The sequence below is a fragment of the Sphingomonas sp. CFBP 8760 genome (assembly GCF_014841615.1).
GTDB lineage: Bacteria > Pseudomonadota > Alphaproteobacteria > Sphingomonadales > Sphingomonadaceae > Sphingomonas.
Map to the genome: position 1 here is coordinate 207698 of NZ_JACYUG010000005.1, position 13391 is coordinate 221088.

The 13391-nt window shown below is 61.4% G+C and carries 11 protein-coding genes and 2 pseudogenes; 10 read left to right on the forward strand and 3 right to left on the reverse strand.

Features of this window, described 5'->3' with window-relative positions:
* Positions 1–22 precede the first annotated feature (22 nt).
* From IFT82_RS08920 to IFT82_RS08930, 3 genes are all read right to left on the reverse strand, one after another.
* Positions 23–691 (reverse strand): hypothetical protein, encoded by a 669-nt coding sequence (locus IFT82_RS08920; RefSeq protein ID WP_192125948.1) that lies wholly within the window; start codon positions 689–691, stop codon positions 23–25.
* A gap of 28 nt (positions 692–719) precedes the next feature.
* A complete protein-coding gene (locus IFT82_RS08925) occupies positions 720–1340 on the reverse strand; it encodes a hypothetical protein (RefSeq protein ID WP_192125949.1) in 621 nt (206 codons plus the stop codon).
* Positions 1341–1830: 490 nt separating this feature from the next.
* Positions 1831–2490, reverse strand: coding sequence for a nicotinamidase (locus IFT82_RS08930; RefSeq protein WP_244646614.1), 660 nt, complete (start codon positions 2488–2490; stop codon positions 1831–1833).
* 555 nt (positions 2491–3045) lie between these two features.
* Here IFT82_RS08930 and IFT82_RS21305 point away from each other — a divergent pair.
* The 10 genes and pseudogenes from IFT82_RS21305 (at position 3046) to IFT82_RS08980 (ending at position 13368) form a co-directional block, all read left to right on the forward strand.
* On the forward strand, positions 3046–4044 hold the full coding sequence (locus IFT82_RS21305; RefSeq protein WP_192125951.1) for a diguanylate cyclase domain-containing protein: 999 nt from the start codon (positions 3046–3048) through the stop codon (positions 4042–4044).
* A gap of 52 nt (positions 4045–4096) precedes the next feature.
* A complete protein-coding gene (locus IFT82_RS08940) occupies positions 4097–4855 on the forward strand; it encodes an ImuA family protein (protein ID WP_192125952.1) in 759 nt (252 codons plus the stop codon).
* Positions 4770–6173, forward strand: a 1404-nt coding sequence (locus IFT82_RS08945) for a Y-family DNA polymerase (protein WP_244646615.1), incomplete at its 3' end; no start/stop codon positions are given. The genes IFT82_RS08940 and IFT82_RS08945, both read left to right, overlap by 86 nt.
* Before the next feature lies 1 nt (position 6174).
* Positions 6175–6658 (forward strand): annotated as a pseudogene (locus IFT82_RS21455) (DUF6504 family protein); the annotation flags it as partial.
* Positions 6655–7881: pseudogene (locus IFT82_RS08955) on the forward strand (PHP domain-containing protein); the annotation flags it as partial. The pseudogenes IFT82_RS21455 and IFT82_RS08955, both read left to right, overlap by 4 nt.
* A gap of 412 nt (positions 7882–8293) precedes the next feature.
* Entirely contained in the window at positions 8294–9154 is an 861-nt protein-coding gene (locus tag IFT82_RS08960; RefSeq protein ID WP_192125954.1) for a replication initiator protein A, read from the forward strand.
* A gap of 474 nt (positions 9155–9628) precedes the next feature.
* Complete coding sequence (gene repC, locus IFT82_RS08965; RefSeq protein WP_192125955.1) at positions 9629–10876, forward strand: plasmid replication protein RepC; 1248 nt, start codon at positions 9629–9631, stop codon at positions 10874–10876.
* A 227-nt stretch (positions 10877–11103) separates the two neighbouring features.
* Positions 11104–12276 (forward strand): hypothetical protein, encoded by a 1173-nt coding sequence (locus IFT82_RS08970; protein WP_207105767.1) that lies wholly within the window; start codon positions 11104–11106, stop codon positions 12274–12276.
* 91 nt (positions 12277–12367) lie between these two features.
* Complete coding sequence (locus IFT82_RS08975) at positions 12368–13000, forward strand: hypothetical protein (RefSeq protein WP_192125957.1); 633 nt, start codon at positions 12368–12370, stop codon at positions 12998–13000.
* Between the two features lie 101 nt (positions 13001–13101).
* Entirely contained in the window at positions 13102–13368 is a 267-nt protein-coding gene (locus IFT82_RS08980; protein ID WP_192125958.1) for a hypothetical protein, read from the forward strand.
* Positions 13369–13391 lie beyond the last annotated feature (23 nt).

A 13391-nucleotide genomic window follows, 5' to 3' on the forward strand; every position in this document is an offset into this window, starting at 1 on the left:
AACCGCTGCATACGCATGCGAATTACGTTCCTTTTTGCGAAGCGTTCTCCAATACGCGTTTGATGAACTGCTTGCGTTTGTTGCCACAGATTGGCTCGCGGTCCGCGCTTGCCTGTAGATCGTCCGGATCGAGTGCGATCCGGCTTTCCTTGGCAAAGAGCGCGGATGGATCCTCGTTTGGAGTTACAGTCATGACCTCGCCGTTTCGTTGCAGCGCGAGAGCTGCAAACGTGCGTTTGTGGCCGCCAATATAATCGAACGCTTTGATTTTCGCATGGCGCGAACTTGTGACATTTCCTTCGATAAGCAGTCGGTCGAACAGCGGCACCCCGTCGCAAATACCTTTCGTCTCGATCGACCCGGTCAGCGATCCTGAACCTACGTCATCTATGTCGAGACGAAATGCTTCACCGGTGAGCCGAAGCTCGGCCATATTACTGCGTCCCTCAGGATAATTACTCCACTTGCCTTTCCAGCCCGCATAATCAGCATACCAGTCGAAAAACTGATCGCTGGTCTTTCGAATCTCGTCCGGTAGCGCGCGAGTGTTAGAAAGAATCGCATTGACGTTGGTCAGTAACAACGCGATGGCCGCCACCACGCCTACAAACCAAATCCATGGCTTCTTCCAAGCCGGCAAAGGGGAAGGCGCTGAACGCGATTTTGCGCTCGGGTTTTCCTTGCGAGCCATGAATTTTTTTCTCTCCTGTCCCAGTGCCTTAGGACGATGGGATACCCTCTAAATCGATCCGCTTGGTGGTCGCGATGCGGCCATCGACCTCGACTGCAAACGTGACGCCATCAGCTTCAATCCGAAAGACGTGGCGGATGAAGCCAAGAAACAAAGTCGGCGTGGCTCCGGCGATGCCGGTGTCGACTATTTCCTCGTCGTCATCCACATGCCGTGTACCATAGCTCAAAAGACGCACTTCGCGCGGTAGGCCACCCATCTGATCGAACACCGCTTCAACGGCGATAATAGCCGCGCCGTGCCGATTTAGCGCTACAGGACGTTTCAGAAAGGCGCGCAGTTTGCTCGCCACATCGCGCCACGCCGTTAGGTTTTCCATGATCGGCTTGCCGAGAAAGAATAGCGCGGCACTCATCGTCCAAAGCGGAACCGGCGCCGTGCCGCTAAGAAAGGTGATAAAGGCCGGTAGGCTAGCGCCTGGGCCGATGTCACCGTCTTCAAAAGGGAGGCCATGCTCCGCTTCCAGCGTGCGTCGGAGCTCTTCGCGAGCGATCTTCCAGTCAGCGTCCTCCTCGATGACCCCATAGGTCTCGTCGATGATCGCAATCTGGATTTGATCGTTTTGCTCGGTCGGCTGTGTCCCGTTCACCCTGCGTCCCCCTCAAATTTCATCAACACCACCTCCCGAATAACTTCGCCCGGCACCGCACACCGTTAACATCGGCAGCGGAAGGACGCTGGATATGAATAGATGGAAACGTCTTCGGTCTGTGCGACTGCTTGTGGTCTTTGCGCCCATCGCACTGACATTAACTGACGTCCTACTGCTCCTAAATCGCGGTCGAGAGCTGCCAGTCTGTTACCGGCCCAGCTCCAGTCGCAACGCCATGCCGCACGAATAAGCGCTAAACGCCGTATTTTGACAAGAGCTGACGGTCAACCTGCCGCATGTGAACAACGAGCTTTGTCAACAGCTGCCGTTCAGACCTTGCAACAGGACGACCGCAAAGTGCCATTTTTGCCGTTCCGCGTCCGCGACATGTCGTTTACGGGGAACGAACCAGTCTACATGAATGAATGACCGAAGTTAGGAAGCGAGCGGGGCGGCCTGAACGTCCATTTGTGGGTCGTTTAGCGTTTCAAGAAAACCGGACGTCAGCCGCGCGGAACTGGGCTTCCGCCGCGTCGACTGTCGTCCCACCGGGTACCGGCATGGCGATCGCTCGCGTATAGTCCTTCAGGATAGACGCTTCGAAGCCCTCACGCCGAGCATCGAGCGCCGACCAGGCAACGCAGAAATCATAGGCCAATCCCACGAACACGCACCGGTGAACCTGCTTTTCGCGCAGATAGCCGGCCAGCCCCGTCCTCGTCGTCTTGTCGTTCTCGAAAAAGGCCGAATAGGAATCCACCGTCGGGTCGTAGCCTTTACGGATCACGAGGTGAGCGCGTGTGAGTGCGCTGTGCACGCCGGGATGGAACTCGGCGCCAGCTGTTCCCTGGATGCAGTGATCAGGCCACAACACCTGCTCGCCATACGGCATCGGCACTGTTTCGAATGGCTGCCGATCGGGATGGCTGCTCGCAAAAGACAGATGCCCGGCTGGATGCCAATCCTGCGTCATAACTATGTGCTGGTACTGCGTGGCCAGTAGGCTGATCCCGGTCATGATCTCGTCTCCCCCCGCAACTGCCAGTCGGCCACCGGGGCAAAAGTCGATTTGCGGATCAACGATGATGAGCGCATCTGACCCTGTGATTGCCTCGTTCCCAGTGAAGTGCTTGGTGGCCATCATCATCCTCACAAAGCTGATAGGCCGCTTAAAAAGCAGCCTGCTGCGACATCGTTCCACCACCAGATTACAACCGGGGCCGCTCAGAGCCGTTCGTTTCCCTTTAAACGGACGGCCAGGAATATGATGACATCATCCTATAACGGACATCCGCTCTCCGGTCGTTTGAAACCGTAGAAACAAATTATCCGGGTAGCCTAACGATCCATCCGGTAAAATGAATGAACGGCGGAATTTGAGAAGGTATCGGAACGGCATGAACCGCCGGTTGTGGGGCGACCTTTTGATATGGCATCCGCCTTTTGAAAGACGGATGCTCCATCAAACCCGGTGCGGTTCACTTCGGTCGTTTAGCCACCGCTCGCCCTTCGCGATTAAAGCTTTCACGGAGACGGCAAACTTGCAAGGCGAGATTGGGAAATCTCACGCTGCGCCACGACGGGTGGATCATCGGTCATATTGGGTGAGTTCGTTAGGACACATCTGTCATGAGCGGCTTCAGCATGACCATCGGCAGGCTGGTAGGCGGGGCATGCCTTCCATTCCGAAACGGGGAAATTTGTGACGGATCACAACAGTCAATCGCAGGGTGGGGGCAAGGTCCTTGCGTTCCTCGATCGACATCGGCTCTCCCATACGCCAGACCATTATTCGTTTGCGCATGAGTACCTTAACGGCGACGATCAAGACTTTCGGGCCAAGGTCGACGGCGTCATCGACGGCGGTGCCCGGCTCACGCCCGCCCAAGTCAAGAGGTTCCGGCCCAGCAGCACGCTGCGTTTGCTCGCGCCCCAGATCGACCACATCACCTTGCGCGTCCTCGACGTCGTCAGCGACGCCCTGGAAACCGTCAGCGACCTCAACCGTGAACTGATCGTCGCCTCTGCGGCCCTTCTCGATTCCCCGGATGGCGGCGCCGGACCGCTGATTGCCACGGTATTGGAACGGGCCGAAAATGCCGAAGTCCGGTTTGCCGAAGCAGCAAGGCAGGCAAGAAATATCCGGGCTGAGCTGACGGCGCTGCAAACCATCGGTCAGCATGACCCGTTGACCGGTCTCATCAATCAAGCCGCACTGGATGAGCGTCTGGCAGCCGAACCAGGTAGCCAACGCACATGCGTGGCGCTGGTCGACATCGATGGCTTGCGCGGCATTAACGAGGCACATTCAGCCGAGGTCGGCGATCGGCTTATCAAGATCGTGGCGCGAGACCTGATCGACCAGTGCCCGGGCCACGTCGTCGCCCGATCGGAGGGGGGGACGTTCGCTATCCTGGCCAGTGACATCGACCTCGCTGCTGCTGGCAAGATGGTCACCCGGGCCTGCGAGGCGTTCGGCGCGCGCGACATGCGGGTGCGAGAGAGCAACCAGCCGCTCGGCCATGTCACCCTGTCTGCCGGCGTCGTTGCGGTGCGTGGTCGGGAAGCCAAGGCTGTCCTGGCCGCTGCCAACGACCAGCTGCAGCGCGCCAAGCAGGGCGGACGTAATCGGGTAGCGGTCGAGAGCATCGTGGTCGGCCTTGCCGGCGGAGCAGACGGAGGCGGCGAGAAAGCCCCTTGACCGATCGCCCCCGTTAACAGAACATAAAGGGAACGAATCGAGTATAGCCCTTATGTCCGCCCTTGCCTCCCTAGCGCCCAGCATAGCGCAGCTGCGGACCATCGCCACGCCGGCGACCGACTACCGCGTGATGCCGTTCGGTGTCGAGGCGATCGACGGCCGGCTTGGGGCAGGGGGCTTGCGTGCCGGGGCTCTCCACGAGGCAACCGCGCGGGCCGGATCGCTGGCCGACGACGCGGCCACGACGCTATTCATCGCCGGGATCGCTGCCCGCGAGGCGGCCGGTACCGGCGGTCCAGTGCTCTGGGCAAGCTGCCGGTGTGACCTCTACGCACCCGGCCTCGCGCAAGTCGGGTTGCCGTCTGCCAGCGTCATCCACGCCCAGCCTCGCGACGATGCCGCACTGCTGGCGGTGGTTGAGGACGCGATACGTGACGGCACGCCAGCCGCGATCGTCGCGGAGGCGAGCAAGGTATCGATGGTCGCCACCCGCCGCCTGCAACTGGTCGCGGCCGAGGCGGACATGCCGGTACTGCTGCTGCGTCGCCGACGGGGGCTGAATGAAGACCCGCTTGCCGAGCCATCCGCCGCGTGGACACGCTGGCGGATTGGCACCGCGTCGTCCGAGCGGCTGAATGTCGCGGGTGTAGGAAGAGGGAGATGGTTGGTTGAACTAGCACGGCAACGTGGTGGTGAAGGCTTTTCCCTGATCGTGGAGGGTAGCGATGAGACGGGTCGTCTCGCTGTTCCTGCCGGACTTGGCCATCGAGCGGCTGAGACGGTTGGAACGGCCCGCTTCGCGGCTGCCTGAGCGGCCCGTCCTCCAGCTACCGGTAGACGACGATCCGGGTGCCTGTTCGGTGCCGCGGGGCGGCGGATGGCGACCGGGTGCGCGGTGGGCGCGCGAGAGCGCACCATCACGCGGCGACATCGAGGCGCAGATCGCGGCGCTGCCGGTCCACGCCCAGCCACCGATGCGCGAGCTTGGTCGACGCTCGGAAGCGGCCAGCCATCCCTACAAGGCAACACCGCCGGCATCACGACCGGTCGTAGCTGTCCTCGCGCCGATCGAGCATGCGCCGCTGGCGCTGGTCGGCAAGGTCGGCCGACGCGAGGAGGTAGTGGCCGCCTGCACCGGCGCGCAGGCGCTTGGCATCCACCGCGGCATGGCCGCCGCTCACGCTCGCGCATTGGTCTCCGATCTCGACTTTCGCCCCGCCGAACCGGAGGCGGACGCAGCGCTGCTCGACCGGCTGGCGTTGCTCGTGGTCCGACGCTGGTCGCCGATCGCGGCGGTAACCCCGGCAGATGGCCTGTGGATCGACCTCGCCGGCTGTGACCACCTCCACGGCGGGGAGGAACGGTTCTGCCGGCGATTGCTCGCCTTCTGCCGACGTGCCGGCTTCACTGCGCGTCTTGCTGTCGCCGACACGGCCGGTGCCGCCCATGCCCTGGCTCGCTTCGGGCACGGTGACCTTATCCGCGTCGAACCGCGAGGAACAGTGGACGCGATCGCGCCGCTGCCGATCGCCGCGCTGCGCCTGGCGCCGGCCGCGCTGGTGGCCGCACGCAAGTTCGGCTTCGAACGCATCGCCGACCTGCTGCCAGTGGCGCGCGGGCCGCTCGCCCGCCGGCTTGGCCTGGCGGCGATCACTCGGCTCGATCAGGCGCTGGGAGGCGTCGCCGAGCCGATCACGCCGCGCGAGGATCCGGAGGTGCCGATGGTCGAGCGCCGCCTGCTGGAGCCGATCGGCACCGCCGAGGCGATCGAGCAGGTCATGGCCGATCTATTGGCGGATCTTGCCGAGCTGCTGCAGGCAAGGGGCCTGGGTGCCCGCGCCTTGCGCCTGACGGGATTGCGCGTTGACGGCAGCGAGCAGGTTGTGGGCGTAGGCACGTCACGGCCGACCCGCGAGGTGCCGCACCTGCTGCGGCTGTTCAAGCTGCGCATCGAGCGCATCGATCCCGGTATGGGCTTCGAGCAGTTCTGGCTGATCGCGGTGCATACCGAACCACTCGATGCGGTCGATCTTGGCGCGGCCCTCGCCGGCGAGACGCTGGTGCGTGACCCGGCAAGGCTGGTCGATGTCATTGCTGGCCGGATCGGGCCACAGGCGGTGTTCCGGATCNCGACCTTGGTGCGGTCCTCGCCGGCGAGACGCTGGTGCGTGATCCGGCACGGCTGGTCGACGTGATCGCTGGCCGGATCGGGCCACAAGCGGTGTTCCGGATCGCGCCCGTCGACAGCCATGTGCCGGAGCGAGCCGTCGCCCGCTCCGACCCGACCGGGATGCCCGGAAACTGGCCGGCTTGGCAACGGCCGATCCGCCTGTTTGCGCGGCCCGAACCGCTGTCCCGCGTGATCGCGCTGATGCCCGACCAGCCCCCGCGACGCTTCGAATGGCGTGGACGCACCTACAAGGTCGTCGCCGGCGACGGACCCGAGCGTGTCCACGGCGAATGGTGGCGCCGCGATGCGGAAGTGTGGGCGGTGCGCGACTATTACCGGGTCGAGGACGAGGAAGGTGGTCGCTTCTGGGTGTTCCGCCGCGGCGACGGCTTCGAGGACGACACCGGCGACCTGTCCTGGTGGATGCACGGGGTCTTTGGATGACCCACTATGTCGAGCTGCAGGTGCTCACCCACTTCTCGCTCCTGCGCGGTGCGTCGTCGCCCGACGAGCTGTTCGCGGCTGCTGCATTGCTTGGCTATCCGGCGATCGGCGTCAGCGACATCGGCACCGTCGCCGGCGTGGTCCGCGCATGGGAAGCCCAGAAGGCGACCGGCGTCCGCTCGATCGCCGGGACCCGCGTCGACCTGTCCTGCGGACGACGACTGTTGCTCTATCCGACCGATCGTCCCGCCTGGTCGCGGATCACGCGGCTGCTGACCGTCGGCAAGAAACGGGCCGGGAAGGGCGGCTGCCTGCTGCACTGGCATGACTTGCAGCCGTGGTCGGACGGCGTCGTCGCTATCCTGTTGCCGCATGAGGCGGATGAGAAGAACCTCGCTGCGCTCAAGGACCTGAGGGCGATCTACGGGCGACGGGGCTACATGGCGCTGTTCCAGCGGCGACGGCCGGGGGACGCGGTGCGGATCGACGCGCTGGCACGGCAGGCGGGTGGCGCCGGGGTGCGCGCCGTCGTCACCGGCGACGTGCTCTACCATGCGCCAGAGGCGCGGCTGCTGCAGGACGTGGTGACCGCGGTGCGCGAAAAATGCACCGTCGACGAGCTTGGCTATCGCCGCGAGGTCAACGCAGATCGCGCGCTGAAATCGCCTGACGAGATGGTCCGCCGCTTCCGCGCCTATCCGGACGCGCTGCAGGCGAGCGTCGATATCGCGCGCATCTGCACCTTCGACCTTGGTGAGCTGCAGTACCAGTATCCCCACGAAAAGCTGATCGATGGGTTGAGCGCGCAAGGTGCGCTTGAACGGCTGGCGACCGAGGCGGTCGAGCGGATGTTCGATGGCGAGGTGCCGCAGAACTATACCGACCAGATCACTCACGAAATGCGGCTGATCGGCGAGCTTGGCTACGCGCCCTACTTCCTCACCGTCTACGCGATCGTGCGCGAAGCCCGCCGGCGCGGCATCCTCTGCCAGGGCCGCGGCTCGGCCGCGAATAGCTGCGTCTGCTTCGTGCTCGGCGTGACCAGCATCGATCCGATCAAGCACGAGTTGCTGTTCGAACGCTTCGTGTCAGGCGAACGCCGCGAGCCTCCGGATATAGACGTCGACTTCGAGCATGAGCGCCGCGAGGAGATCATCCAGTGGATCTACGAGACCTATGGCCGTGATCGTGCCGCACTGACCGCGGTCGTCGCCGCAGGGCGAACGTGACGATGTTGCCGCGCCTACGCTTTGCGATCGAGCAAAGGCTCGACCTGCAGATTACAGCTTTCCTTATGCGTGGATGAGCAGGGTTGTTTGCACGAGCAGCCCAATCCAGTGATTGAGCGGCCCATCGGGGCGGCACCTCGCATCGGGGCAAAGCGTCGTTCTACGGCTGTGATATCCGCAACCAACCTGTTAAACGTCAGCCCATGATTCCAAGCCTTCCCCATATCCTCCAGGTCGACCGTCAGGCGCCTAAGGGCAGGCTGACGGTAGGTCCGCTAAAACACGAAGTTCACTCTAACTTGGCCCCGATCGTCGCTTTTCTCCTCGTAAGAATTCGTTCGTTTCGTGCTTTCGCGGACCTTCAACGAGGGCTTTTCGTGCTTTTGCGGACCGAGGCGACAGCGGCATGACCGAGGTATACCCCAGCCAAGGCGACCTGTTCGTTCTGGACAGCCCCCTTCTAACCGAGGTTCGCGGCGAGCATTCGCTCATGGCGTACCCCTTTTTCGCGCTTGCAAAGGCCGGGTCGAAAAAGTCACTTGTCTACAAGACAGATACCGTCTCGATCGAAATCGGTGCCGGCCCAAGCGGGGTCGCGACGATCTACGACAAAGAAATCCTTCTTTATATTGCAAGCCTGCTGGTTGCGAAGATGGATGCTGGCGAGCGCGTTGCTCAAGAGTTCTACTTTACGGCCCATGATCTCTTCCGCGTGACGGGTGTCAACGGATCCGCTCGATCCTACACGCGCCTGCAGGACGCCTTGGGAAGACTTCAGGGCACGCAGATCAAGACCAACATCGAAGCAGGCGGTGAGGGGCAAACTGGCTTCTTCTCGTGGCTTTCGGAAGCAATCCTTCAATACACGAAGACAAGAACCGGCGAACAGCGCCTCAAGGGTGTGAAAGTTCGCCTTTGCGACTGGTTATACCGCGCGATTCTGCAGGACCGCCGCGTTCTAGAGTATTCATCCCACTATTTTCAACTCGGCCCGGTCGAACGTCGTTTGTATGAAGTCGCGCGGTCGACTTGCATTGACGGCCCCGTTCAGGTTGGCCTGAACGATCTGCGTCTCCAACTCGGTTATCAGAACACCCTCAAGCATTTCCGGCATGTTCTCAGGGGTATTGCTGACGCGGATACAATCCCGGATTACGGCATTATCCTGAATGAAGTGGATGTACCCCCGGAAAGCGCTGCGAAACGTCGAGTCGCGGCCCCTACCTTTGTTACACTGACGCCGAAAAAGGCCGTAGTCGCCAGCTGAAGCCCTTGGCGAATCAGGCGCAGACCGATTCGGCGATTGGTCCGTCAAAGCACGAACGCGCGTCGATGAGTTCGCCGGATCCGGTCCGCCAAAGCACGATCTTCGGTCCGTCAAAGCACGAACGGCGCAGTTTGGGGTCCGCCAAAGCACGAACATTAAACACTCAAAGTCCGTGAAAGCACGAATCGTACTGCTTTCGAGACAATCGCTGAGCTGGCATCTTCCCCTTGTGTTCCCGGCCGTCGGTCGTCGACGTGTGCGGGGCGAACGGAAAGAGTGACTGTGAGCGCATAAACGAATGCCCGACGCGAAGGCCGGGCACCCAGAAATCGCAACGTGGTAGCGTCGCCAAACGCTGACCGGTCACACAGAGACCCTCCACGTATCGGTTTCCGAACCTCGGTTCAAGGGAGCGCGCTTCGCGCCACGCCTCCGCTTTGCCTGCTGACGGTCCCTCGACAGAGGGGACGAACGATGACCTATATCCAAACGGCCTTTACCGGCGGGACAGGCGCCCGACCGATAACGGCCTTTTCACGTCAGATCGCGAGAGCACTGGAGGCAAGGCTCGCCGATGCGCCTGCCGAAGTCGAGCGCAAAGCCGTATTCGCGATCGTCAAGCGGGCAGCACCAGCGCTCGGGATCGGCATCGGTGCGCTGCAGACGCTCGAGCACCTCATCGGCTATACGCATGCAGACGATTGGAAGGCCGGCCGTTCGCCGATTGCTTGGCCGAGCAATTTGACACTCGCCGAGGTCGCAGGCAAGACCGTAAGCGCCATTAAGGCCCGGCTGCGCCAGCTGCGTGCACTGGGTTTGATCCTTGCACGCGACAGCGGTCACGGACGCCGTACGGGCCGTCGCGACGAGAACGGCGCGATCTCCGCCGCCTTTGGCGTTGATCTTTCGCCATTGCGTATCCGCTTTGAGGAATTGCGGCAGCTCGCAGACGCGTATTCTGCGCAATCTCGCCTCTTCAAGGAAGGGCGTCAGGAGATCGCCCGAGTGCGGCGTATTGTCAGTCAGGCAGTTGCGCAGGCCGCAGACATGCGGCTGACCGGGTCGCATTGGCTTGATCTGCAGCTCGCTATCGATCGTGTTGCGGCAGAAGCAGCCAAGGCGAGCTCAGCCCGTGATAGCGACCCGTTTCAAGATGCGCTTGGCCGGTTGAGTGAGGTCGAGCAGTTGGTCGCAACGACCATCGATAGGTACATGTTTCCCGAGAATAATGGTGGGTCGGGGTCAAAAAATGAGCCCTCCATACATATACAAACCAGACCTCATTCCATCAAAGATGTACAAGCTACACGAAATTGTAGTTCTGATCCGAACGGTCCCGCCCATATCGCAGCCGACCTTCCAGCCTCGCCGTCGAACAGTCGGTTCGACGCGCGGCCGGCGGAACTGATGGAGATGTTCCCCACGGCAGCTATGTACGTCGGAGCCCGCAGGCCGGCCTGGTCTGATATTCATCGCGCAGCATCTCGTCTTCGCAACGATCTCGGCATTCGGATCGGTGTCTACGTTGATGCGCTTGATAAGCTCGGCCCCGATGCTGCGGCGGTGGCGATCATGATCACTGCCGAACGCCACTCGCGCGCCGAAATCCGTCTCACCCCCGGCGCCTATTTTGCGGGGATGATTGGAAAGGCGAAGCGCGATGAATTGGATCTCGCCAAAAGCCTATGGGGCTTCCGGACAGAACGTATAGCGGCGCACTGATGGTTATCTTGTCGCGTCCAATATCATCCTGTGGTATATTGATGAAATGCGATGCCGTACAGGTTTTGCTTCTCGTGCCGAACGACCCGCCGCTTTTGGCGTCGGCCGATGAAGTTGCGTCAATGCCAAATTTGGAAATAAATATTTATTTAACATAACTAATATTATCGAACCTTTGTTTATGTCGTTCGGGGTTTGCTGAGATACGATATTTTGGTGTCGCCGCGATGCCGACAGGTGAATTTTCAGTGATTGGATTGGCTGTAATTCGTCCCGTCGGCGAGCACGAGAATCCACACCAGACATTCACGGCCCTTTCCCCGCCCTTCAACTTCAAACGCTCATTCTCTTCGCGTACGGCGGGTTTCGGCATCAGGCTTAGCCTAGGCGCTGAAAGACATCCGGTTGGTGATAGCGGGAGGACATGCTATCTCATCGAGCACGAACGGGAAATCGACATGAGCCTGCCGAAGGCCGCCATGCCGGCGGATCTGTCCGATGCTCTCAGCGTCATCGATGGTCTGACCGGATCGAGAACCGACACGACGTCGATGCTATTCGAAGGTCGTATGCTGGGAAATCTGGGCACGGTGCCGGGTACGCGCTTTGTCCAGGCTGGAACGGCATCCAGCGTACCCTGGGGGTCAGGCGGGCCTGCCACGCTACCAAGGGGAGCCATCCGTCTAGGCGGCAACATCCTCACTGCCTCGGATCTGCTCAATCAGCTTCATGACGCCGCAGAGAGATCGCGGGTCGCCGATGTAATGCAGAGGTTCGGCCTCGATCGGGGGAATGCGGCGAATGTCCTCGCGGCACGGGCATACGTCTGGGCGCAGAATTACATTGCCGTGAACTACCGTTATTGGAGCAAGGTCCCATATTCCGGCCCAGTCAATGAGCGCGTCGCCGCTGGCGTGATGCGCTATGAGCGCGCCCATCCCGGTACTGCTGGCCTAGCCTCACGTGGCGATGCTGCAGCCATCGCGGCCATCGACAGGATCGTGGACGAAGCTGTTGCCGCGGCGCCGGCGCAGATACCTCTCGTGGTCGAGCGAACCTCTGCCGTGTCTCCCACTCTCAGCGCCAGTAGCACCCGCGCCAGGACCCTTCTTTCTATCATGGGTAACCAGCGCTGGCAGGCGCACCATCTGGTCCCCTTCGCCGTCGTTGCAGGTTTGCCTGTCCCGGTGCAGCAGGCGATTGCCGCCTCCGGCTGGAAGATGGATTCGGTTGGGAACCTCATCGCGTTGCCCGCGAACATGGCCACGTATGTTCTGCCGCCGAATCTAACCGAACTGCCGTTTCACAATGGCTCTCAAGGGGTGAGCTACGACAACGACGTCAGGAACGCCCTTGGGCCTTTGGTCGCACGGGCAACAGCTCTACCCCCGCGTCTCTGAAAGCTCAGATGAACGCCATTTCCCTGCGTTTCCGAGGCGCGCTGAAGACCGATCGCGGTCGCTATTACCCGCGGCTACGATGAGGCCGCCGATGTTGTGGACAATTCAACAGAGCCTTGATGGCCTGGAACGATACTTCAAGCTGGCGGAACGAGAAGCAAACTTCAGCCTCATCCGCAACAAGGACGAGGTACGAGAAACCCGTACCTCATCGGGACCTGACCGCGTCACACCCGTGCTGCAGATCCGCGATTCGTCCTTCAGTCTCGATTTTTTCGAGGACGGCGATATCTTCGTGTCTCGTCGATTGGTCGACGCGATGGCCCTGCCCGATGGTGTTGTCTCATTCCATCCGGTGGATACTGCCCGGTGTGCGTCTCCTGTTCAGGCTCGCGGCTACGTTACCATGACGATCCACATGGAGAGCGATCCTTTGGACACAAAGCACAGCGATGGCAGGATGGTCGAAATGACCGACGCCGACGGCTTTAGCGTCACCCGATGGGAGAAGCAGTCTCCGCAGCCTAACAGCCCCGCGCCCCGGGTGGTCTGGCGCAATGGCTACGCCCCCCCGGCAGACATCTTCCGTATCTCCGGCACCGGCTGGACCGGGGCCACTGACGATCTCGCGACGCGGGTGATTGCAGCGCGTGCGACTGGATTGAATTTCGTCGATGTCGCCGCGTCCGCCGTCACAGGCGAACTAGTCGTGAAAGGTCGCTAAAGATGGTGCCGTACATAGCAATGATGCTTACGCTTGCTATGCCGTCGGCGGATCCCCCGCCCCATCATGATGGCACAGACGTGTGGGCGGTCGGCTACGCTATGACGATCGTGCGTAACTGCCCCGGCTGGGCGATGGAGCGGCAGGAACAGCTTTATCGCAAGGGCATCCTGCCCAAAGCTGCTTTTGGCAGCCCGCAATGGCGTGAGGTAGAGGACAACCTTCAAAAAGGTATTGCCGCTGCCGAGACAACGCGATCGAGCCACCCACGCTTATGCGAGGATTTGCCGGCTCTCGACCGAAGCCGCTGGAAGCGCCTCAGCCTGATCCTGAAACAGGGCTCTGAAGAGTCTGCGGGTCACCGGTGATCCCATCCAGCTATCCTTCATCG